This is a genomic window from Acinetobacter sp. 3657 (assembly GCF_031456775.1).
In the GTDB taxonomy this organism is placed as follows: Bacteria; Pseudomonadota; Gammaproteobacteria; order Pseudomonadales; family Moraxellaceae; genus Acinetobacter.
The window spans coordinates 1-23786 of record NZ_JAVDVH010000017.1 but is presented as its reverse complement, the minus strand read 5'-3'; the positions used below and the strand labels follow the sequence as shown (position 1 = coordinate 23786).

Annotated in this window: 17 protein-coding genes and 1 pseudogene; 8 read left to right on the top strand and 10 right to left on the bottom strand. The window is 38.4% G+C overall.

What is annotated here, in order from left to right; all coding sequences use genetic code 11:
- Positions 1–5: 5 nt before the first annotated feature.
- The 3 genes and pseudogenes from folP to rlmE all read right to left on the bottom strand — a co-directional run bounded on the left by folP (position 6) and on the right by rlmE (position 3673).
- Positions 6–857, bottom strand: a complete 852-nt coding sequence (gene folP / locus J2Y37_RS14415; protein WP_349033258.1) for a dihydropteroate synthase — start codon at positions 855–857, stop codon at positions 6–8.
- Between the two features lie 213 nt (positions 858–1070).
- Positions 1071–2885: pseudogene (gene ftsH, locus J2Y37_RS14410) on the bottom strand (ATP-dependent zinc metalloprotease FtsH); the annotation flags it as partial.
- 137 nt (positions 2886–3022) lie between these two features.
- Positions 3023–3673 carry a 23S rRNA (uridine(2552)-2'-O)-methyltransferase RlmE gene (rlmE, locus tag J2Y37_RS14405; protein WP_004669142.1) on the bottom strand — a complete coding sequence of 217 codons (651 nt, stop codon included), beginning with the start codon at positions 3671–3673 and terminating at the stop codon, positions 3023–3025.
- A 226-nt stretch (positions 3674–3899) separates the two neighbouring features.
- Between rlmE and yhbY the strand changes: the two genes are divergently transcribed.
- On the top strand, positions 3900–4223 hold the full coding sequence (gene yhbY, locus J2Y37_RS14400; protein WP_004669144.1) for a ribosome assembly RNA-binding protein YhbY: 324 nt from the start codon (positions 3900–3902) through the stop codon (positions 4221–4223).
- Positions 4224–4228: 5 nt separating this feature from the next.
- Positions 4229–4765, top strand: a complete 537-nt coding sequence (locus J2Y37_RS14395; RefSeq protein WP_004669145.1) for a DOMON-like domain-containing protein — start codon at positions 4229–4231, stop codon at positions 4763–4765.
- Between the two features lie 57 nt (positions 4766–4822).
- Here J2Y37_RS14395 and J2Y37_RS14390 read toward each other — a convergent pair whose 3' ends face one another.
- A complete protein-coding gene (locus J2Y37_RS14390) occupies positions 4823–5365 on the bottom strand; it encodes a hypothetical protein (protein ID WP_349033257.1) in 543 nt (180 codons plus the stop codon).
- A gap of 362 nt (positions 5366–5727) precedes the next feature.
- On the opposite strand from J2Y37_RS14390, the gene carA reads away from it, so the two are divergent.
- The 5 genes from carA (at position 5728) to J2Y37_RS14365 (ending at position 12056) form a co-directional block, all read left to right on the top strand.
- Positions 5728–6867, top strand: a complete 1140-nt coding sequence (carA, locus tag J2Y37_RS14385) for a glutamine-hydrolyzing carbamoyl-phosphate synthase small subunit (protein WP_121928563.1) — start codon at positions 5728–5730, stop codon at positions 6865–6867.
- Positions 6868–6884: 17 nt separating this feature from the next.
- The gene (gene carB, locus J2Y37_RS14380; RefSeq protein WP_004669153.1) at positions 6885–10118 is read left to right on the top strand and encodes a carbamoyl-phosphate synthase large subunit; all 3234 of its coding nucleotides are present in this window, start codon (positions 6885–6887) and stop codon (positions 10116–10118) included.
- Positions 10119–10209: 91 nt separating this feature from the next.
- Positions 10210–10686: a transcription elongation factor GreA gene (greA, locus tag J2Y37_RS14375; protein ID WP_004669155.1), complete on the top strand. Its 477-nt coding sequence runs from the start codon at positions 10210–10212 to the stop codon at positions 10684–10686.
- Between the two features lie 73 nt (positions 10687–10759).
- Positions 10760–11383, top strand: coding sequence for a CatB-related O-acetyltransferase (locus tag J2Y37_RS14370; protein WP_349033256.1), 624 nt, complete (start codon positions 10760–10762; stop codon positions 11381–11383).
- A 235-nt stretch (positions 11384–11618) separates the two neighbouring features.
- Positions 11619–12056 carry a universal stress protein gene (locus tag J2Y37_RS14365; RefSeq protein ID WP_004669163.1) on the top strand — a complete coding sequence of 146 codons (438 nt, stop codon included), beginning with the start codon at positions 11619–11621 and terminating at the stop codon, positions 12054–12056.
- Between the two features lie 127 nt (positions 12057–12183).
- Here the strand turns inward: J2Y37_RS14365 and J2Y37_RS14360 are convergent, their stop codons facing one another.
- Entirely contained in the window at positions 12184–12690 is a 507-nt protein-coding gene (locus J2Y37_RS14360) for a hypothetical protein (RefSeq protein ID WP_349033255.1), read from the bottom strand.
- A 98-nt stretch (positions 12691–12788) separates the two neighbouring features.
- On the bottom strand, positions 12789–13103 hold the full coding sequence (locus tag J2Y37_RS14355; RefSeq protein WP_349033254.1) for an MGMT family protein: 315 nt from the start codon (positions 13101–13103) through the stop codon (positions 12789–12791).
- A gap of 98 nt (positions 13104–13201) precedes the next feature.
- On the opposite strand from J2Y37_RS14355, the gene J2Y37_RS14350 reads away from it, so the two are divergent.
- Positions 13202–13939: a hypothetical protein gene (locus J2Y37_RS14350; RefSeq protein WP_349033253.1), complete on the top strand. Its 738-nt coding sequence runs from the start codon at positions 13202–13204 to the stop codon at positions 13937–13939.
- A gap of 8 nt (positions 13940–13947) precedes the next feature.
- On the opposite strand, the gene J2Y37_RS14345 is transcribed toward J2Y37_RS14350, so the two are convergent.
- The 4 genes from J2Y37_RS14345 to J2Y37_RS14330 all read right to left on the bottom strand — a co-directional run.
- Entirely contained in the window at positions 13948–15384 is a 1437-nt protein-coding gene (locus J2Y37_RS14345) for a Mur ligase family protein (RefSeq protein WP_349033252.1), read from the bottom strand.
- Entirely contained in the window at positions 15384–18578 is a 3195-nt protein-coding gene (locus J2Y37_RS14340; protein WP_349033251.1) for a CapA family protein, read from the bottom strand. The genes J2Y37_RS14345 and J2Y37_RS14340 overlap by 1 nt, the downstream gene beginning before the upstream one ends.
- Entirely contained in the window at positions 18565–20247 is a 1683-nt protein-coding gene (locus tag J2Y37_RS14335) for a hypothetical protein (RefSeq protein ID WP_349033250.1), read from the bottom strand. Before J2Y37_RS14335 ends, J2Y37_RS14340 begins: the two co-directional genes overlap by 14 nt.
- Before the next feature lie 134 nt (positions 20248–20381).
- Positions 20382–23786, bottom strand: a 3405-nt coding sequence (locus J2Y37_RS14330; RefSeq protein ID WP_349033249.1) for a BapA/Bap/LapF family large adhesin, incomplete at its 5' end; no start/stop codon positions are given.

Here is a 23786-nt window from a genome sequence, read left to right as displayed (position 1 = left end):
AACAATTATGCTAAACGCATTGCATTCCAAACTTTTACAGCATCACTTGTTGCTTTCACGTCGTGTGCTCGCACAATGCTTGCCCCTTGTTGAATACTGAGCAAATGCCCCATCACACTACCGACCGCTCTCTCTTGGGCAACAACACCATTTAATGCTTCACCAATAAAACGCTTTCGTGACAAGCCTGACAAAATGGGATAGCCCATTTGAGCCAGTTTCCAAAACGCATTAAGCAGTTGAAAATTTTGTTGTGCATTCTTGGCAAAACCAAACCCCGGATCAAGAATTATATGTTCAGGTCTAACCCCAGCAGTTAGTGCTTGATCTAATCGTTGTTGTAGTTCATTTATCACATCTTCAGTGACATCGTCATACTGATCAAGTTGATTCATATTGGTCGGTTCGCCACGCATATGCATCAATACCACTGGAATGTTGAGTTCAGCAGCCGTTGCTAAGGCTTGCGGACGAGTTAATGCGCGTACATCATTCCAAATATGTGCACCTGCTTGAATGGCTGCGCGAATGACTTCAGGTTGGCTGGTATCAATCGAGATGATCACATCATATTCTGATAGTGCCTCTACGACAGGAATCACACGGCGGATTTCTTCTTCTATAGCAACTGGTGATGCATTCGGACGAGTAGACTCACCACCTATATCAATAATAGTTGCACCATCCTCAATCATTTGCAGCGCATGTTTGATGGCTTGATCTCGGTGATGATGCTGCCCACCATCGCTAAATGAATCTGGTGTGACATTGAGGATTCCCATGATGTGAGGCTGAGATAAATCCAATGTAAAACGACCACACTGTAACTGCTGCTGTGGTAATGGCATCAACTTCATCAAAACGCTCCTCACTTTAATCGCATTATAGTAACAAGAACAATGTTTAATGTTTGATGATTTATTTTCAGCTTAGGTCAAAACCAAGACAAAAAAAGAGCGACCTAAGTCGCTCTTTCATTTTCAAATCTTTTAACCCATTGCTGGCAATGGTGGTGGTGTAGATGGGCCATCTTTAGGCGGTTCAAAATCAGCCACTGGATTTTCAGCCACATATACTTTTGGTGGTTGTGGATCACGGCCTTCCATGATGTCACGGATTTGATCGCGATCAATCGTTTCCCAATCCATCAATGCTTTTACCATTGCATGTGCAATATCTTGATTACTTTCTAAGATATCACGAGCAACTTTGTACTGCTGATCGAGAATACGGCGTACCTCTTCATCCACCTTTTGTTGTGTGGCTTCAGAAATAGTGCGACTACCGACATTACCGAAGAATCCACTTTGGTTTTCATCTTCATACACCATTACACCAAGTGCATCAGACATTCCATACTTGGTCACCATTGCACGTGCCATTTTCGTTGCACGCTCAAAGTCATTCGATGCGCCAGTAGACATTTGATTAATGAATACTTCTTCGGCTATACGACCACCAAATAAAATGGAAAGTTCATTCAGCATCTTGTCTTTATAATGACTGGTTTGGTCTTGTTCAGGAAGCTGCCAAGTAACACCTAGCGCCCAACCACGCGGCATGATTGTAACCTTATGAACTGGATCTGTGCCCGGTAAGATTTCAGCAACAATCGCATGTCCTGCTTCATGATAAGCCGTAGCACGACGTTCTTCTTCGCGAAGCACCATCGATTTACGTTCAGGTCCCATATAGATCTTGTCTTTAGCATCTTCAAAGTCATGCATATCTACCGTATTTTTATTACGGCGAGCAGCAAACAATGCAGCCTCATTGACTAAGTTTGCGAGCTGTGCACCTGAGAATCCTGGTGTACCACGTGCAAGGATTTTAAGATCCACACCTGTTACAGAAGGAAGCTTCTTCAAGTGTACATTGAGGATTTGCTCACGACCACGGATGTCAGGCAAACCGACCATCACCTGACGGTCAAAACGTCCCGGACGAAGAAGTGCTTTATCGAGAACATCAGCACGGTTGGTAGCAGCAATAACGATAACGCCTTCGTTGCCCTCAAAACCGTCCATCTCGACTAACATTTGGTTGAGTGTTTGCTCACGTTCATCATGACCACCACCTGTACCTGAACCACGGTGACGACCAACTGCATCAATCTCATCAATAAAGATGATACATGGTGCATTTCGTTTTGCTTGTTCAAACATATCACGAACACGCGATGCACCCACACCAACGAACATTTCGACGAAATCAGAACCTGAAATACTAAAGAATGGAACTTTGGCTTCACCAGCAATTGCTTTTGCTAATAAGGTTTTACCTGTACCAGGAGGACCAACCATTAACACGCCACGTGGAATTGTTGCTCCAAGACGTTTAAATTTGGATGGGTCTTTTAAGAAATCAACGATTTCAACCACTTCTTGTTTTGCTTCATCACAACCAGCAACATCAACAAAAGTGATCTTGATCTGATCTTCAGATAGCATTTTCGCTTTTGACTTACCAAAACTCATTGGGCCATTCTTACCACCGGCACCGCCCCCCATGTTGCGCATAAAGAACATGAACAACAAAATAATGAGCAATATTGGGAAACTTGCGATGAGAAGTTGCATCAAAATGCCTTGGCGTTGTGGCGCAATGCCCTCAACCACGACATTTTGTTTGTTTAAGCTTGGTAGCAACTGAGTGTCTTCTACTTGTGGACGAACGGTCTCAAATGGAGAACTATCAGTTTTTTCACCACTGATATTTAAACCATCAATGGTGACTTGTTTAATTTGTCCAGCATTCACCGCTGCAACGAAATCAGAGTATTTCATCGCCGCAGGCTTATTTCGGTCACTGACGTTGCTAAAAATCAAAATCAGAACACCGAGTATGACGAGCCACAATACGGCATTCTTGAAGTAATCGCTCAAGGCTTTATTCCCATATCAATCTAATTTGATCATACCTAATCTTGGCTGACCTTCACAAAAACAGCAATGAATTTGCGTTGCAAAAAACTTAAAAGGTACAAAATGCACAATTTTTAACAACTTGGCAAGTATACTTTTTATTTCAAGGCCTTTTTACGACCTTGTCCAATCAAAAAAACCTCTTTTGATCGAGCACGCGATGCCGCTGGTTTAGCTGTTTTTAACACATCAAAACTATCGACCACCTGTTTTCTAAACTCATCAAATCCAGTACCTTGGAACACTTTAACCAAAAACTGGCCATTCGGTCCTAATACCTTCTGAGCAAAGTCCAAAGCCAATTCACATAAGTAAATTTGACGTGGTTGATCAACAGCCTTATTACCTGATGTATTGGGGGCCATATCTGAAATTACAATATCTACTTGACGCCCATTTAAAATATTTAACAATTTTTCGAAGACTTCTTCTTCGCGGAAATCACCTTGTAAGAAGGTTACATCGGGCAATGCATCCATTGCTAAAATATCCGAAGCAACAACCAAACCGTTCGCGCCGACTAATTTACCCGCAATTTGCGACCAACTACCCGGTGCTGCACCTAAATCAACCACCGTCATACCCGGCTTGATCATTTTATATTTTTCTTGGATCTCAAGTAGCTTATATGCTGCACGTGCACGATAACCTTCCTTTTGCGCTTTTTTTACAAAAGGGTCATCTAAGTGCTCTCTCATCCATACACGACTGCTTTTCGACAATTTTTGATTGGTAATGCGTGTCGCCATAACTCTCTAAATTTCAAAAAACCTCTGATTGATCATTGTACGTGAAAATTCAGCTTATTACAGTATCGAAGCTATTCAATGCGACGATCTTTTGCAGTTTTTTGATCATCATCATGGCTCATTTCAGCAGTTTTCCATACATTTACCGCAAGTGCTTGCATCCTGAATCTATCTTAGAATCGGGATGCAAGCTATACTAGGTCGTTTTTCAAATCAGGTATTTTCAATGGCAGCTTTATCTATCCATGAACGTAAACGTTTACGTCAAATCGGTCATGCACTTAATCCAGTTGTCATGATTGGTGGTCAAGGGCTTACAGAAAGTGTAATTGAAGAAGCGCATCGTGCGTTAAATGATCATGAATTGATTAAAGTAAAGATTGCAGGTGAAGATCGCGAAGCGCGTGCAGCTGTGGTTGATGCAATTGTTGAAGCTACTGGTGCTGAAGCAGTACAAAAGATCGGTAAAATCGTTTTGCTCTACAAAAAAGCGGCAAAACAAAATCAACACTTATCTAACCTCGTTCGTTTTGCTCACCTAAGTCAGTAATCGCAATGGCAAGTTATGATCTTTCTGCTTTTGATCGTTTTCACAGTATTACTGTGGTGGGAGCGATTGAGCAGCAAACCCCAGCAACCTTAAATGTTGCTTTCTGGGTGAGTGATCCAAATCAGTTTTTGATTTATCCAGAAAAAGTCGCGGCACATCCACGGCAGGACTTTTTGTGGGAACACACTTGTTTTGAACTTTTTGTGGGTGTGAAAGACCAAGATTTCTATCGTGAAATCAACCTCTCCCCTTCGCAAGCTTGGCAAGTGTACCAATTTGAAGAATACCGCTTTCCTGAAGATATGCCGCCGGTTGCAGCATACGACATCGAGCTAAATCATTTACAACGCACTCATTATGGTTTGAATGTCAGCTTAGATTTATCCAAATTTATGCAACAACATCAATTAAAATGGTCTGACTTATATTTAGGCTTAACAGCAGTAATGAACACCACTCAAGGCGTTCAGTATTTTGCGATGCAGCATAGTAGTCCCCAAGCAGACTTCCATAATAAACGAGATTGGTTACATCAATTTTGATTTTAAAACAAAAAAGCGAGAAATAAATTTCTCGCTTTTTTCATTCTAACTTAGTGCTTAATTTGCACGTACTTTGTTCCAAGCTTCAACCGCTTGACCTTTAGTACGCTTAAAGCTATCCACCAAAGTATCTTTATGTTTCACTGAAATTTGACTAATGTCATCTTTAAGCTCTTTGCTTACTTTGGTTAAATCTTCGATTAAAGTATTTAACTCAGTTTTCAATGCATTTTTGAGCTCAACCAAGTTACCTTGAGACGAGTTCAATTGAGTCTTGATCACATCAATACGCTGTAAGATATCTTGCTTGATTTGCGTAAGTTGAGTTTGAATATTTTGATTCAACTCTTTTGCTTCAGTTTCAATTTTTGCTTGAGTATCGGCTAAAGCTTCTTTAACCTGCTCTTGAGTCTCAGCAATCACTTCTTTTGCTTGCTCTTGAGTCTCAGCAATCACTTCTTTTGCTTTTGCTGTTTTTTCTGCAACAACTTCTTTCGCCTTAGCCGTTTTCTCAGCTACAACTTCTTTCGCTTTTGCAGTTTTTTCAACAACAACGTCTTTCGCTTCTTCAGCTGCTGCTGTAGTTTGATTCTCAGCCATTATGATTCCCCTCTATACTGATTGTTGATTTTTTGGCTAAAGATAAGATAAAACGCTTTTGTCTAAAACCACCAATAAATTGTTAGACAATTTGCATAATATCTCACGATGTCGATCTAAAAATGACGGATTTTGCAATAGACACCAATCCACGTCTACACAGTTAAAGAAATCCAGCATTTCCTGCTTTTAATAAATAAAACTCATAGACTTCTGGCACACTCATGCGTATAATGCGCTGTTAAGTTATAAGCGAGCAGACCAGAAGGAGGCCATGTTTTTTTAAAGACAGCCTGCCTTTTTTTATGTCTTCTCGCTTTTTTACAGCCTTATTTTTGTGGTTTTAGTTCAGGAGCTTTGGTTTGAGCATCCCCGCCATTTTAGCCCTCGCTGATGGAACGGTCTTTAAAGGAACGTCTATCGGTGCATCGGGAAATACGACTGGTGAAGTCGTTTTTAATACCGCCATGACTGGCTATCAAGAAATTTTGACTGATCCAAGTTACGCACAACAAATTGTGACGCTGACTTATCCTCATATCGGAAATACAGGCTGTAATAGCGAAGACGTTGAATCAGGTCGTATCCATAAAGTATGGGCGAATGGTTTGATTATTCGTGATCTTCCTTTATTACACAGCAATTTCCGTGCTGAACAATCTCTAAGTGAATATTTGCAACAACACAATGTTGTTGCAATCGCTGATATTGATACACGCAAACTGACACGTATTTTACGTGACAAAGGTGCACAAAATGGTTGCATCCTTGCTGGCGAAAATATTACAGAAGAAGAAGCAATTGCCAAAGCACGTGCATTTGGCGGCTTGACTGGTTTAGACCTTGCTAAAGAATGCTGTGATCCAGAAGGTTTTGAATGGACTGAAGGCTCTTGGGTTTTAAATCAAGGCTTTACTCAACCTGAAATGAAGTTTCATGTTGTGGCATACGATTATGGTGTCAAAACCAACATCTTACGTATGCTTGCGGATCGTGGTTGCAAACTGACGGTTGTTCCTGCGCAAACCCCTGCTGAGCAAGTGCTCGCGTTAAATCCAGATGGCGTGTTCTTATCAAATGGTCCTGGTGATCCAGCAGCATGCGATTATGCGATTGCAGCAGTGAAAACCATTGTTGAAACAACAAACTTACCTGTGTTCGGTATTTGTTTAGGTCATCAAATTTTAGCACTCGCTTCTGGCGCAAAAACCATGAAAATGAATCATGGTCATCATGGTGCCAACCACCCTGTACAAAATCTTGAGAAAGGTACAGTGATGATTACCTCTCAAAACCACGGCTTTGCTGTTGATGAAAGTACCTTACCAACAAACTTAAAAGTGACTCATCGCTCACTGTTTGACGGTACAAACCAAGGTATTCATCGTACTGACAAACCAGCATTCAGCTTTCAAGGTCACCCTGAAGCGAGTCCTGGCCCACATGACTGTGCTCCATTATTCGATCATTTTATTGAATTAATTGAAGCATCTAAACAGTAATCAAGAGCGAGTAAATTATGCCTAAACGTACGGATATTAAAAGCATCTTAATTATTGGTGCAGGTCCAATTGTCATTGGTCAAGCATGTGAGTTTGACTACTCTGGTGCACAAGCATGTAAAGCCCTTCGTGAAGAAGGTTACCGCGTTATTTTGGTCAACTCGAATCCAGCGACCATCATGACCGACCCTTCAATGGCAGATGCAACGTATATTGAGCCAATCACTTGGCAAACTGTTGCACAAATCATTGAAAAAGAACGCCCTGATGCAGTCCTCCCAACAATGGGTGGTCAAACAGCATTGAACTGTGCACTAGCGCTTGATGAGCATGGTGTCCTAGAAAAATATAATGTTGAATTGATCGGTGCATCAAAAGAAGCGATTGAAAAAGCTGAAGACCGTAAACTGTTTGACATCGCAATGCGTAAAATCGGATTGGAATGTCCTCGTGCTGATGTTGCTGAAAGCATGGAACATGCACTGGAAATTCAATCACGTTTCGGCTTCCCAGTGATCATTCGTCCATCATTTACGATGGGTGGCTCTGGTGGCGGTATTGCATATAACAAAGAAGAATTTATTGAAATCTGTGAACGTGGTTTCGATCTTTCTCCAACCAAACAATTATTGATCGATGAATCTTTAATTGGTTGGAAAGAATACGAAATGGAAGTTGTTCGTGACAAAAACGACAACTGTATTATCGTATGTGCGATCGAAAACTTTGACCCAATGGGCGTACACACTGGTGACTCAATTACCGTTGCCCCTGCTCAAACACTAACAGATAAAGAATATCAAATCATGCGTAATGCATCGGTTGCTGTTCTTCGTGAAATCGGTGTAGAAACAGGTGGTTCAAACGTTCAGTTTGGTATTAATCCAGTCGATGGTCGTATGGTCGTGATCGAGATGAACCCGCGTGTTTCTCGTTCATCTGCATTGGCTTCGAAAGCAACAGGTTTCCCTATTGCGAAGATTGCTGCAAAACTAGCAGTCGGTTATACGCTTGATGAATTGAAAAATGACATCACGGGTGGTATCACACCTGCAAGCTTTGAACCAGCAATTGACTATGTCGTTACCAAAATTCCTCGTTTTAACTTCGAAAAATTCCCGCAAGCTGAGCCTGTATTAACAACCCAGATGAAATCTGTGGGCGAAGTCATGGCGATTGGTCGCAACTTCCAAGAATCTGTGCAAAAAGCACTTCGTGGTCTTGAAGTGGGCGTAAGCGGCTTTGATGAAAAAATCGAAGTCGGTGCTGCCAATGCAAAAGACGTTATTCTAAAAGAACTTAAAGTTCCAGGCCCTGAGCGAATTTGGTACGTTGCTGATGCATTCCGTCACGGTTTCTCACTTGATGATGTATTTGAAGCGACTAAGATCGACCGTTGGTTCTTGATCCAAATCGAAGATATCGTTAAAGCTGAAGCTCAAGTAAAAACTTTAGGTTTTGGCGACTTAAACGCTGACAATATCCGTTCATTCAAACGCAAAGGTTTATCTGACCTTCGTATTGCAGACTTGATGGGTATTTCACAAAAGCAATTCCGTAAACAACGTTGGAACTTGGGTGTATATCCAGTTTACAAACGTGTTGATACCTGTGCTGCTGAGTTTGAATCTGACACAGCTTACATGTACTCAACTTACGATGAAGAATGTGAAGCAAATCCATCAAATCGTGACAAGATCATGGTGATCGGTGGTGGTCCGAACCGTATTGGTCAAGGGATCGAGTTTGACTACTGCTGTGTACATGCTGCTCTTGCAATGCGTGAAGATGGTTATGAAACGATTATGGTCAACTGTAACCCTGAAACGGTTTCGACTGACTATGACACATCTGACCGTTTATACTTCGAGCCAGTAACACTTGAAGATGTACTCGAAATCGTTCGTATAGAGAAGCCTAAAGGCGTGATCGTACAGTACGGTGGTCAGACACCATTAAAATTGGCACGTGCTTTAGAAGAAGCAGGTACACCAATTATCGGTACATCACCAGATGCGATTGACCGCGCAGAAGACCGCGAACGTTTCCAGCAAATGATTCAACGTTTACAGCTTCGTCAACCAAACAACAGTATTGTTAAATCGGCTGAAGAAGGTATTTCTGAAGCGGCTAAAGTCGGCTATCCATTGGTCGTTCGCCCATCTTATGTATTGGGTGGTCGTGCAATGGAAATCGTCTATAACGAAGATGAACTTAAACGCTACCTTCGTGAAGCAGTACAAGCGTCGAATGAAGCCCCTGTCCTCCTTGACCGTTTCCTTGATGATGCAACTGAAGTTGACGTTGATTGTGTATCTGACGGTAAAGACGTTGTAATTGGCGGCATCATGCAGCATATCGAACAAGCAGGTATTCACTCAGGTGACTCTGCATGTTCAATTCCGCCGTACTCGCTTTCACCAGAAGTTCAGGATGAAATGCGTCGTCAAACTGTTGCAATGGCAAAAGAACTTGGCGTAATCGGTTTAATGAACGTCCAGTTTGCGGTTAAAGGCAATGACATTTATATCCTTGAAGTGAACCCACGTGCATCACGTACAGTTCCATTCGTTTCTAAATGTATTGGTGAATCGTTAGCAAAAGTGGCTGCACGCTGTATGGCAGGTCAATCACTTGAATCACAAGGTTTCACTAAAGAAATTATTCCAACACACTTTGCTGTAAAGGAAGCTGTATTCCCATTCGCTAAGTTCCAAGGCGTTGATCCAATGCTTGGTCCTGAGATGAAGTCTACTGGTGAAGTGATGGGTGTTGGTCAAACTTTTGGTGAAGCATTCTATAAAGCGGTACTCGGTTCAAATGAACGTTTACCGGGCCTACCAACTGAAGGCGAAGTGAAACATGCTTTCTTATCTGTTCGTGAATCAGACAAGAAATATATTGCCAATATCGCTAAACAGTTAATCGCTTATGGTTTCAAACTCATTGCAACCAATGGTACTTACCAAGTCCTTAAAGAGGCTGGATTAGCGTGTGAAGCGGTCAATAAAGTAACTGAAGGCCGCCCTCATATTGTTGATCGCTTGAAAAATGGTGAAATTCATCTTATTGTCAACACAACTGAAGGCAAACAAGCTCAATATGATTCTGCCATGATTCGCCGTGCAGCCCTACAAGGCAAGGTGTATTACACCACGACGATCAATGGTGCAGAAGCCGTTTGCCAAGCATTTGCTGTGAAATTGCCAATGGATGTATACCGCTTGCAAGATTTACAAACTGTAGGTTAATTATTTACCGATAAGTCCCGCCACCTTATTGGTGGCGGGCTTTTTCTTTTTTTAATCCTGTATTTTCCCAACCCATTTAGAGGGGACTAGAATGCAACGTTATCCGATGACTCCCGAAGGCAAAGTTGCCTTAGAGAAAGAATTACAAAAGTTAAAAATGGTTGATCGACCACGTATCATTCAAGCGATTGCGGAAGCTCGTGAACATGGTGACTTAAAAGAAAATGCTGAATATCATGCTGCGCGTGAACAGCAAGGTTTTTGTGAAGGCCGTATTCAGGATATCGAAGGTAAACTCGGTGCAGTACAAGAAATTGATGTCAAAACACTCGAACAAAATGGTCGTGTGGTATTTGGTGTGACAGTAACCATTGAAAACCTCGATACCGAAGAACGTAAGACTTATAAAATCGTCGGTGATGATGAAGCAGATTTTAAAATTAATAAAATCTCGGTGAACTCACCTATTGCCCGTGGTTTACTTGGTAAAAGCGAAGGCGATGAAGCCAAAATCCAAACACCACAAGGTGAAGTTGAATATGAAATCGTGAGTGTGGAATATCTTTAATATTTCATATTAACTTAACCCCTCTTTAGAGGGGTTTTTATTCAGCAAGATTTATAATGCTTTTGGAGTCAACATGGACACAACACTAATCAATACGCCGTTAAAACATTGGTGTGAGTTCGAATTTATTTCCAAGACTGTTAAAAATCCAAATATTCATATCAAAGGCAATTATAGTTATTACTCCGCCTATTGGGATCAAGGTTTTGAACGTTGTGTGGTACGTTATTTACACGACAAACCATCAACACAAGAAAAGCCTATTGATCAGCTTTGTATCGGTAATTTCGTCTGCTTTGGTGCCGAGTGCGTGATTATGATGGGTGGTAACCAATTACATCGCCCCGATTGGATATCGACTTTCCCGTTTGATACCCGTAGCTTTCTACCTGCTGGCGATACCATTATCGCAGATGGCTGCTGGATTGGCAGTCGTGCCATGATCATGCAAGGGGTTAAACTCGGTGAAGGTGCTGTGATCGCAACAGGCGCTGTAGTAACACAAGATGTGCCCGCTTATGCGATTGTCGGTGGTGTTCCTGCAAAAGTGATTAAATATCGATTTCCTCCAGAGCAGATAGAAAAGCTATTGGCCTTGAAGCTTTATACCTTAGATGAAAAGAAAATCTTAAAAATACGCGACCTGTTACAAACAAACGATATTGATCAATTGGCCGATTATCTTAAAGAAAATTGATCAATTATCACCCTAAGCCATTGATATACAATCACTCTAATTTTTGAAAGAATTTTCATTTATTTTCAACTGTATCATTGCTTCACGATAAGCGCATAAACAACAACTATCCCTATAAAAATACTAGGTTTTATTTTATAAATAACAGGTTTAATATAGAAACTATAAAGCATATTTTAAACAAAATTTTATAAGCTAATTCAATAGAACATCGTAAATACAAGGAGTAATAAACATGACCTATCAAAACATTTTAGTCGCTATCGATGACTCAGAAACTGCAAGCAATGTGATTCGGGAAGCTGCTCAACTGGCCAAAGCATTAGACAGCCAAATTACAGTCGTTGGCGTCGTGACACTAGATCCATATTTAGCCGATACCTACCTCCGTTTTGGTCAAAGCAATGAATTGATTGAACGCGTTAAAGGCTATGTGCAAGACAATCTGACGAAAGCTGAAGAGAAATTTGAAGCGTTAGGCGTTACAGTGAGCACCCGAATATTGGAAGGTCTTTCTGTTCACCAAGAAATTATTGGTGCTGCACAAAATCTAGGCACAGACCTCATTATTATGGGTTCACACGGACGGACAGGTTTTAAACAATTCGTTTTGGGCAGTGTTGCTCAAAAAGTTTTAGCCGAAAGCCATATTCCAGTGCTCATCATCCGTTAAATCTATAAAGCACCAACACCCTGCTTTTCTTCCACATTTAACTGAATAAAAGTAACAACGGTTCAGCCAATAAAAAAGCATGGTAATTATATTTACCATGCTTTTTTACACTGATAGACCAACAAACTTAATTCATCGGGATCGGTTTTGCTTTATCTAAAACATCTTTTGGTAGCTCGGTCGTCGAAACAATTGTTAATGATTGAGCATCGACGTTTATATCGCCTTTATTCAAGGCATTTAGCACAATATTTGTCTCTTTGGTACTCAAGCTATACATCGCACCTGTTGCAGGATCAACGATTAATAAGCCAATCAAACCGCCAAGTAGAATATTCCCCACATACCAGCCATTTACATGAGAGGAAACATTAATTGTTTTTTTCTCATATCCTTCTTTTTCAAATACAACCGTATAACGCTCAGGAACAAAGAAGCCCGCACTGCGCTTTAGGTTTACCGTAACCGGTGCTTGACCCACATGTACCTTTTTTCCAGCTTTATTAAAAATTGTAATATCGCTAAGTTCTGGTGTACTTTCAAAGGTCATGGTTTGAGTTCTGCCAGACATGATACTTGCACAGCCCGATAAACTAAGCGCAACAACCCCAAAAACAATAGATAATTTTTTCATTTCAATACCAAAAAACATACGTAACATTATGTATGCCGATTGTATTTAAAACGTAATTTAGATTCAATATATTGGTGGTGTTTTAGCTTTATTTTTTATCAAATAGTCCAACCATAAACCTTCAAATTCACTTTGCCATTCAGCAAATATACCCCCTCCTGCTCCAACAAGCTTTGTTGAATATTTTCACCTTTATCGTTTATTCGTAACACACTGATTTTCCCTTGCGCGTTAATGACTCGATGCCAAGGAATCTTGCTGTCTTTATCTAAATGCTTTAAAACGTAACCCACTAATCGCGCATGTTTAGGCAGACCCGCCAATTTTGCAATTTGCCCATAACTTGCAACTTTGCCATTGGGAATCAGTGCAATAACTTCTAAAATCTGTCGATGTAATTCATGGTCATTCAACGTGAAAAAACCTCAAAAAATTGCTATTATGAGTCAAAAATCACATACAACAATACTCGCAATCTATATAAAACTTAACTACGCAAGAGAATCAAATTATGTCATATAAAAAAATTACAACGTTCATCCTTTTGAGTTTTATTTGTGTTGCGTGCAGTACACAGGAGAAAAAATATATAGCATTAGAATCATATCCTTCAAAAGTTCTAAAAGAGGAAGACCATACTTTACCTGTCGTCTATGTAAGTTTCGTCTATACAACCAATACTCCTAAAGCAAAAGAGTTTGATAATAAAAATCAAATGCTGAGAGAAATCAGTATATTAAATCAATACTTTGTAGATGAAAATAATCAAAAAATATTTAGATTTAAACCGTATCGATATTATTCATATCAAAACTTCAGCCAACGTAAATGTGATCTTGCCTATCAGCTAAACCAACCTAGATCTCTAGTAACAGAAAACATCCCTGATGCTGTAAAACGCTGTTTTCCACACCGAAAAGAAAAAGAAGTTCTTTTCATTATTTATGATTCATATAACGAAAAATTTAAATATAGGGATGTGACAAGCTGGGGATTCCGTAATGGAGGACAACCTTTTATTTTAATTGACTGGCAAAGATTAAATTATCGAATTCAAGCGGCCACTCCTCATGAAATGGGGCATGCTTTTGGCTTAAGACATGTTTGTGCACCAGATGCCAAGCTAAAAGATTCTACAAATATCATGACCAGTGCTGACTGTAAACTTGGTAGCGGTGGACAGCGTAATATTGGATTTAATCGTGAGCAAGTCTCGACAATTTTGGAGTATTACCAAAGGGCAAAGTAGTTTTCTACTTAGTAATATAAATTTTTGTTTTCATTTTCTATAAACCAATCAATATTTTTTTGAACTGAAATGGCTTCTTTTTCAAAAAATATTCTTAATTTATATAAATTAATACCATGAGAAGCTTTTAATACTAATAAACAACCATCAGAAATATAATCATTTATGCATGTTATAAACTGATCTATATTTAGAAATGATTGCATAGTATCAGTTTTTTGACATTTATGAAAAACCTCACCAATCAAAACAATCCTACTAAATTGATTTAATAGGTGATTTTCTAGAACTTTTTGATGTAATTTTTCACTATCAACGCCTAATTCTAGCATATCACCTAATACTAAAATTTTTTCTTTAACCTCTCTAATCTCTATTGACTCTAATAATGACTGAATAGATATAGGCGATGAATTATAAGCATCATCAATAAGTTCAAAAGTTATATTTTCTTTGTAACCTATTCGATTACGATCAAAGCGTCTTGGCAAAGGCTTATAAAATCTAGATAAACTATTAAATTTAGAACAGTCAATACCTAAATTACTTAGTGCAGTAAACACATATACTGCATTTATTAAATCAGCTCTATTACCTTGAGGAATTTTTAATTTCAGTAATTCTCCATAAAAGCTCACATCTACAGTTGACTCCCTTTTTCCTAAATTACAACTTAATATATCTATATCAGTTCCATTTCCAACAGCAATAATTTGTACATCCGCCCTAATAGTATATTTAATATTTCTAATCATTTTCAATGTATTAGAAGATATAATTAATTTTCCATTTGGACGCAAAGTTTCAATAATACTTGCTTTTTCGATAATAAGATCATTCACCGTTGGATATTTCTCTTGATGACTAAAATTCACATCAAGTAAAATTGATATCGTGGGACAAACTACTTTCATGGGTATTGACAAGGTTCCTATACCCGATGCTCCTGTTTCCAATACAACATATTTTGTATTTTTTTTAATATTACATAAAGCACAATATATTCCTAGCCAAGCATTTTCATTACCAAGCGTATGAATCACATGTGCATTCATAGACAATATCATTGAAAGCATATTCTTTATGGAGCTTTTTCCTACACTTCCAGTTATAGCAACAACCTCTCCCTCAAAAAAACTTCTTTTATAACTCGCTAATTCTAATAATATTTTTTTTACAGAAGAGACATAAATAACTCTCCCCCCCTCTAAATCTATATTTCTATATTTATCTTCGCTTGTTATGACAAAAGCACCTTTTTTTAATGCTCTATCAATAAAATGTAAATTATCGCTTCCAGTTTTCCAATGAAAATATAAATGATCCGTAGATAAGTTATCTATATGGATACTAAAATTTAATATCTGCTTATTATGATATTTTTTATCAATCTTGAAAGTACTTTTAGAAATTTTTAAAATCTCTGACAAAGTTAAATCTAACATCAGAATTCCACCTCTAAATAGTATCCATATTCATCTTTATCTATTTTCAATTTATTATGAACTCTATCCAACAGTACACTAAGTGCTAGATCAAAATCCTCTTTACTTACGCTAAATGGTTGCCAAAATGTCTTTAAATTATTAGTAAAAATTGGATAAATCTTTAACGACTGTTTATCCATATCTAATCTAACAACGCAACCAAAAGGCAATGCTTGATGTTTTTCGTACTCTCCATTACTATTAAACACTCCATTTCCTATACTATAAATAATTGGTTTTCCATCAATATATTCAATAGGTTGAATGGTATGTGGACCATGACCGACAATCAAATCAGCGCCACAAAAAACAAGCAAGTTTGCAATTCGAGTCTGCTCGTCTTGAATCGGTTTAAAATCCACTCCCCAATGACTAATCACCATAATTTTGTTGTGAGGAAAGCAACTTCTATATGCTTTTATCTGTTCGAGAAGAATACCATTGGTACAAGCTACACCATCACGATGCCCTAAAGCATAGAAATCAAATTTGTTGTAAGCAGTATCCCTATGCCAATAACCATTAAAGATCGCTAGTTTCTTACCTTTCCAATCAATTTCAAAATACTCATGTGCTTGATTTTGATTACGCCCAGCACCTATATACGCGATCGACTTCTTGTCAAATTGGTCTAAAGTAAATTCTAGGCTTTCACTCCCATAATCTTTTAAATGATTATTCGCGAGTACGACATGATTGATATTTCTATGTAAAAACTCATTTAAGGTTTTTTCGGCATCTGCACCTAAAATAAAAGGTTTAATTTTTTCTAAAGGTGATTGCTCTGTATCACTAACTGTAAAAACTGCTTCAAAGTTTGCAATATTAATATCTTCTTTAGCAAAGAATGGAGCTATTTTCTCGAACGAGTGTGTATAACCATACTTTTGTAATGCATCTATTGCCCCCCTTCTCTTTCTAATTTTTGTATAAGACTCACCAAAGTAAGTATCACCTAAGATATTAATAAAGGGGCTTTTTGCACGTATTTTTTTAGGGCCTGGCAATTCATCAAAAGCTTGGTAATACGGTAATACATGCTCAATCTTTGCATTCTCCCCATCTGTATAGTGAATGCTTATTTTTTTATGTGTTTGCTGACTATAGCCCACATAGACTCGTCTACTTCGATCACCTACAAATAAAAAACCATCTAAGCTAACATCAGAAGCAACGGCTGTGACTGGTCGTAAAATTGCGCCCTTAAAATAGGTAATATCTACAAAAAATTCATTCCTAAAATGAGCAGGTAACTCAAATATTTTTTTACTGACTTTAAAAATTTCTAAAAATGTTTTTGTTTGAGCGACATCTCTTAAATTTCGGCCCGTCACATTCAGAATTTTATTTGGATCGATACCCAAAATTTCCGCTTCTTTCTTTATCTCTTTTAATGCCTCTCCCGTAGTTTGATATAAATGTTCTGCAAGCGCTAAAATACAGTCTGGTTTTTGTGTCAAAATTGCATATTGTAGTATTTGACAGAAATAGTAACTTTCCCCTAAAAACAATCCTAAAGCATTGTTTCCTTTTGCTTCCCTATTTACATTTGCAGTGACTTTATAAATCGAATTCAATTGAACTTCGTCTAAAGCATATTTCCTTAAAGCCAAATAAATTAAAACGAGTGGACCAATCCCATACTCTGTTTTAGTCTGCCATATTTCTTCTGAAAAATTCGAATGAGATAAATTTGCAGCCACATATTGATTAAAATTATTGTTTAGTTGAGTACTCGCTGGTTCTGGAACAGCAATCAGACTAGGGATCGTCGCAATGGTTGAGTTTCGTCTTGAGCCTTTAACAAGTACAACATCATTTACTTGCAAAATACTTCTGACTTGTTTGGCGCATTGCTTTGCATCAGTAAAATGCCCCAAATTTCGATCTTTGGGCAAAAGTTGATTTAAGTAAAATGTATCCTTACCAAAAGTAGCGATCTGTTCGAATTCATTTTCAAGTATTGGGCTAAGTAAACCCTCATGAACCTCTCTAGACTTATCAGCTAAATTAATAATATCTCCAACGATCAATATCTTTCTATTATTCTTAAATTTATTGTGACAGAACTTAAACGCATTAAGCATCGAAAGATATTCTGCATTATAAGTATCATCAATTAAGTAAGCATCTTTATCTTTAATACAAGAGACTGCTAATGTCGAGTCCTTATTGTTTATCTTATTAAATAATTTCAAAACTTTATTTAAATCAAGATCGAGTGCATATAACGTGGCTAACGATGCTGTCATATTACTTAATGTACCATCATCTACATAATGATCTATCTGAACATGGTGTTTTTCTTCTTTTATTTGAACAGTAAAGCCATCTTCTACTCGTTCTAAACGAATATCAGCATCAACATGTTGACCATAACTTAAAATATTTTTGCTATAACGATGAACATACTGAACTAACTGAGCATAGTTTTTTATATCTCGATTTAATATAACCAAACCATTTTTACTTAAACCATCAGCAATTCGACTCTTAAAATCTGCAGTTTTATCTTCATCACACCCCTTCTGACCTACACCAATTTCGGTAATAATCGCAATATCTGGCCGTGATAAATGACTAATACCACCACTTTTCACCCATAATGCAGACATTGCAGTTTCGATAATCAAATAATCTGGTTCAAACATGGCATTTGATATCGTCAATTTTACGCCTGTTCTTGAGTTATGGTTTCCAATCGTTGCATAAGTTGAACCATAAGCTTGCAACAACATATTTAAATAGTTCTTGGTACTACTTTTTCCAACAGTTCCAGTAATTGCAATCGTTTTACTGTTTATATTATTTCTTGTATGTTCTGCGCAACCACTAATAAAATCGTATGAATTTTCTACGATATATTGTGGAATATGTTCAGGTAACTCTGGAACAGGACGTTGAGCAATCACCCCTTTTACATGATCTGAAAAGGTATGAACTAGCTCATGCGTATCAATCCATTTTGCGTAAACTCCAGTATTTCCAGTTCCTTTTAGCCACGTTTCTTTATCCATAGCAATAAAGAGCGTTTCGTCTTTTTTACAATTTAATTTATTCTCTGAAATATGTTTTACACACCAATTCTCTTGGGGTTCTCTATACCAAGTACCTGGTATTATTTTTTCTATCATATCTTTATTTAGCAACAAGATACCCACCATCTTTAAAATAATTTACATAGGCAACATATCCAGATAAATTATGTTCTTGATCATCTATACGTGTTCTAAAACGGTCATGACGCACATAAAATGCATTTAACATTTTATCTGGTCGTTCCATATACATTGCAACTTCCGGATAAAAGAAACCACTCCGCTGAAATTCACTTCTTATTTCAATCAGTTCTTTTAATTTTTCAAATTCAGCTTTGTCGTATAGATCTTTATATCCTTGTTCTTCTAAACGGTTGACCATCTTATAGGCAGACATTAACATCTCTAGAAATGTTGCGTAAGCCGTTTTTCTATTTTTAATGAAATTCATATGTTTTAAATAATTATTCAGACCAAATTGAAAGTATTTTTCTTCAGGACATATTTTTGTTAATTCATTGGTACAATAACTCAACCAATGGTCATGGTATTTATCATATTTTTTTTCAATAAAATGCTCGAACATTAATTTTACTGTAGCCAATAATTTTTCATCATGGTTAAGTTGATATAAACGTAATAATGCTAATGCGGCTTCTCCATCATAATAAACGATACGGAATTTTTCTTTTATTTCATAACTTGGGTAATGTAATACATGTGTGGTCTGCCCTTCTGCATCGATCATTGCTAAAATGCCATTGGCAATTGCCTCTGCGTATTTTTGATAGCGATCATCTTGGGTAAGCTCCTGATATTTCGTGAACATCAAAATTGCAGCCGCATTTGACCCTAATTTAATTTCTTGGTCTTTTTCCCCATCAATCATAAATGCGACATTTTCTTGTTTTTCTCGATAGAAAGTATCTATCGCATATTGAATGGCTTTGTATATTTTTTCCCAATATTCTTTTTGTTCTTTTACCTCAAAACTTTCTATCAAAGCATATACAGAAGTACAATGACGTACCGTATTATAGCTTTTTAACTCACGATCAAAAGCAGGGAAATAACCGTAAATAAAACGTCCATTTTCCTGAATTTGCTGATATAAAAAATTTGCATTGTTTTCAACTAAGCTCGTTAAATGCTCTTTTTTATTCTCAGTTAACACCCTAACACCATTCTGACAGTCACCACTTTGTAACTCTACAAATTGATTGGCTTCATAAATAGCACCGTAGGTTTCAAAGGTCCATACAAATTGAAGTTGATCTAAGGTAATTTTTTTCTGAATATTTGGATATTTTTTCTTGATCGCATTATTTAGATTTTGTTCATCAAAGAAATTGGCTTGATCATAGCGCAATCCTCGTATAATTGCCCGACCATAAATCTCTTGTTCCATAAAAGCAATATTGAAGTTTTCATCCAAGCTAATACCTTTACGAAAATGATTATTATGCTCTTGGTTGATGACTTGATAAACAACACTTGGCCAAGGCTGTTTTTCTACGTTATGCGCAAAATCAATTTTTATAAACTTAAGTAGTTTCTTATTTTTCTCAAAGATTTTTTCTATAAAGCTCAACAATCTTTTTACAACCAACTTAATATTAGTGTCTACATTATTCCAAACGTTACACCTTTGGTTGCTATCTCCATAAGATAAAAAAATACAATAGGCTTGTTGATTTATTTTATTACTTTGTATTTGTTCATCAATCCACTTCTCTAAATTTTTTTTAAAGTCTTGTAGTTCATTATAAGTTTGAACGGTCATATCTTCCACTTTATTGTTTATAAACATTTATCCTGATTCAAAATATAGCATATAACACTGATTTTAAAATATGCGTTTACTTTTTTTATTAAAAAAAAGAGGACCCGAAGGTCCTCTTTTTTGATCAATTTAGATTAGAACAAAAGCTGATTGTTTTGTAGTAGCTCATCTAAAGAGGTATCTACATTTTTCAATGTAAGAAGCTCTGTTGAGCTATGTACTCCAGCCCCACCGTCTCGATCTATACTAATAATCGTATCAGTACCATCGAAGGTGACATTCACATAAGCGCTTAGGGATGCTTCACTTCCATCACCAGCGTAACCAATCAACAGATCACTGATATCAATCTTATCAGCTTCACCATCTATAGAAGTATCTCCAACATGGAAATTCTCCCAAGTATCACTTCCATTTCCACCTGTACCATCTGCAGCATTCAACAGATCAAAGATTAAGGTATCAGAACCACCATTTGCAGTATTGATCGTATCATTTCCTGCTCCCGCATAGATCAGATCATCACCAGCACTGTCAGTAATGATGTCATTACCTGTACTGCCTTGGATCGTGTAACCAACATTGATGTTCAATGTTGCTGTCACTGTTTCACCATTCAAGTGAGTCAAGGTATAACTGAAGCTTTCACTGCCACCGGTAGTACCCGATGTTGGTGTATAAGTGTAATCACCATTTGCACTAATCACTAGATTACCATGTAGGCCTTCGATCACAGTGCCATATGAAACATCGATTACATTGCCATTTGCATCTGTTACTTGTAGTTGAGTGAATGTAGAACCTGTTGAATCATTACCGAAGATATTACCTTCAGCAACAATTGTGTCAGCTACTACAAACTGGTCAAGATAAGTAACATTTACATCAGTATTGATACCAACTAATGCTGCCAATCCACCGAACAATGGTTGTTGCATCGTAGTTTGGATACGGTAGGTTCCAGCAGCTAGATCTAAAGTAGATAGATCTAGTGATGCCAAAGTACCAAGTAACGAGATTATTCCAGAGTAATTATCATTCGCTACTGTTGTCCAAACACCACCTATATTCATCTGTAGATTTAAATTAATGTTAACACTTCCTGCAGTTGCCAAAGAGTTAACTGTAATCAATCCATTCGCATCCATATTAGAATCTAATGTGAATGTGCCTGACGTATAGGTCTGTGTGGTTGCTAAAATACCTAACAATGAAGCCGAGGCATTAAAGTAGTCATTGTCCACTTCATTTACCATCAACAGTGATGCAGTATCGACATCATCGGTTGCAGTAAATGTGAATGTTGCAGGTTCTGATGGATCCGCTGGATTCCAAGTCATATCTACAACACTACTATCGATATGGAAGTACAGCGTTGCACTTGCCGCATCAGCTCCACCAATAGGATCCGATAAGGTATAAGTGAATTGATCCACTTGACCTAAGCCAGTTACATCATTGAACGGTGTATAGGTGTAGCTTCCGTTTGGTTGAATGACCAAGGTACCGTAAGTGCCGTCTATGGTTGTTCCACCAGCAACAACTGCTACGCCATTGACACTGCTAACAGTCGTAAATGGTGTCGTAACATCGGCATTACCATCAATACCATCATCAGTAATGACATTACCTGATGCCGCTACCACTTCATAACCACCAACTTGCGATTGATCATAAAGATCCATGGTTGCAGACAAGGTGCCTACTAAACCTAAGCCAAACAATCCATCGAAGGCCATGAAGGCGCGGTATTGACCAGCCTCAAGTCCATCAACAGTGATCGTTGTTCCACCGAACAGTGCCAAACTCAACAGATCAGCATCACCTGAACCTGTGATCGAAGTCCATTGTCCTGTTTCTTCATCAAACTTCTGAATACACAGTACGTAGTCTGCTAATAAATCTCCACTAATCAATGCACTGTAGTTGAATGTCATATCACCAGTATGACCGTCATCAATATTGAAGTTGATACCTGCTGAACCTACTTGTAAATCTAGACCAGCTAGAGAAGTAAGTAACAAGTAAGTATGACTACCTGATGGAATATCATCACCGACAAGCAATGCTTGTGGATTGATTTCTGCAACATTCAGATCATCTGTTGCAACAATATCTACTGTTGCAGGTTGAGATGGATCTGCTGGGTTCCATGTCATATCGACATCATCACTATCTATATGTAGATAGAGGGTTGCACTTGCAGTTTGGCCTGTTACAGGATCAAATAAGGTATAAACAAATGGATCCACTTGACCTAAACCTGCATCACCACTAAATGGTGTGTAGGTATAACTGCCATCTGGATTGATCACCAAGGTACCATAGGTTCCATCAATGGTTGTTCCACCATCTACTACGGCTACACCATTTACCATACTGACAACGGTGGTGTCTGTAATAACATCAACGTCACCATCAATACCAGCATCAGTAATGACGTTACCTTCAGCGGCTATAACTTCATAACCACCAATTTGTGATTGATCGTAAAGATCTGCAGTTCCTGACAAAGTACCTAGCAATCCTACGCCAAGCAATCCATCAAAGGCCATGAAGGCACGGTATTGACCTTCTTCAAGTCCATCAACCGTTACTGTAGTACCACCAAACAATGACAAGCTCAATAGATCAGCTTGACCTGGACCAGTCACTGCAGTCCATTGTCCTGTTTCTTCATCAAATTTTTGAAGAACAAGTACATAGTCAGCCAACGCATCCGCACTAATCAGTGCACTGTAGTTGAACGTCATATCACCTGTATGACCTTCATCAATGTTGAAACCAATGCCTGCCGAGCCAAGCTGTAGATCAAGCCCTGCTAGAGAAGCGAGTAACAAGTAAGTATGACTACCCACTGAAACATCATCTCCAACTTGCAACGGTAGAGCATTAACAAACGCATCATCCACATTGTCGAATGCAATTAAAGGTGGGGTTGTATCCACAATCGCTGTTGCTGGATCAGAGGTGTTGCCTGCTGGGTCTGTTGCAACCGCAGTAACTTCGTCTCCGTCTACTAGATTGCCTGGGTTTGGAACACTCCAGTTACCATCTTCGTCAACAACCGCTTCTGCTTCGCTGCCGTCTGGGAAGGTCACTGTAACTGTCGTACCAGGTTCTGCTGTACCCGTAATCGGATCAGTGCCATTGATTGGATCAATCACTGGTGCGTCTGGCGCAACTGTGTCAATCGTGATCGTACCAGTGGTGCTGCCTTCGTTACCCGCTGCATCTGTTGCAGTAACTGTAACTTCGTGATCACCATCTGCTAGTTCTGCAACAACATCATCCGCAAGTGTCCATGTGCCATCGCCATTGTTCACTGCTTCGTAATCAACACCATCAATGGTGACAACTACTGTTGCTTCAGGATCATCAATTGTGCCTGTCAATTCAGGGGTGTTGTCGTTGGTGACCACTTCATCAAGCGTGACCACTGGAGCTGTCGCATCTACAATCGCTGTTGCTGGATCAGAGCTGTTGCCTGCTGGGTCTGTTGCAACCGCAGTAACTTCGTCTCCATCTTCTAGATTGCC

Excerpts from the sequence above, each read along its gene's own strand:
- folP (WP_349033258.1), bottom strand. The coding sequence starts at position 857 with ATGAAGTTGATGCCATTACCACAGCAGCAGTTACAGTGTGGTCGTTTT.
- rlmE (WP_004669142.1), bottom strand. The coding sequence starts at position 3,673 with ATGGCGACACGCATTACCAATCAAAAATTGTCGAAAAGCAGTCGTGTA.
- yhbY (WP_004669144.1), top strand. The coding sequence starts at position 3,900 with ATGGCAGCTTTATCTATCCATGAACGTAAACGTTTACGTCAAATCGGT.
- J2Y37_RS14395 (WP_004669145.1), top strand. The coding sequence starts at position 4,229 with ATGGCAAGTTATGATCTTTCTGCTTTTGATCGTTTTCACAGTATTACT.
- J2Y37_RS14390 (WP_349033257.1), bottom strand. The coding sequence starts at position 5,365 with ATGGCTGAGAATCAAACTACAGCAGCAGCTGAAGAAGCGAAAGACGTT.
- carB (WP_004669153.1), top strand. The coding sequence starts at position 6,885 with ATGCCTAAACGTACGGATATTAAAAGCATCTTAATTATTGGTGCAGGT.
- greA (WP_004669155.1), top strand. The coding sequence starts at position 10,210 with ATGCAACGTTATCCGATGACTCCCGAAGGCAAAGTTGCCTTAGAGAAA.
- J2Y37_RS14370 (WP_349033256.1), top strand. The coding sequence starts at position 10,760 with ATGGACACAACACTAATCAATACGCCGTTAAAACATTGGTGTGAGTTC.
- J2Y37_RS14365 (WP_004669163.1), top strand. The coding sequence starts at position 11,619 with ATGACCTATCAAAACATTTTAGTCGCTATCGATGACTCAGAAACTGCA.
- J2Y37_RS14360 (WP_349033255.1), bottom strand. The coding sequence starts at position 12,690 with ATGAAAAAATTATCTATTGTTTTTGGGGTTGTTGCGCTTAGTTTATCG.
- J2Y37_RS14350 (WP_349033253.1), top strand. The coding sequence starts at position 13,202 with ATGTCATATAAAAAAATTACAACGTTCATCCTTTTGAGTTTTATTTGT.
- J2Y37_RS14345 (WP_349033252.1), bottom strand. The coding sequence starts at position 15,384 with ATGTTAGATTTAACTTTGTCAGAGATTTTAAAAATTTCTAAAAGTACT.
- J2Y37_RS14335 (WP_349033250.1), bottom strand. The coding sequence starts at position 20,247 with ATGACCGTTCAAACTTATAATGAACTACAAGACTTTAAAAAAAATTTA.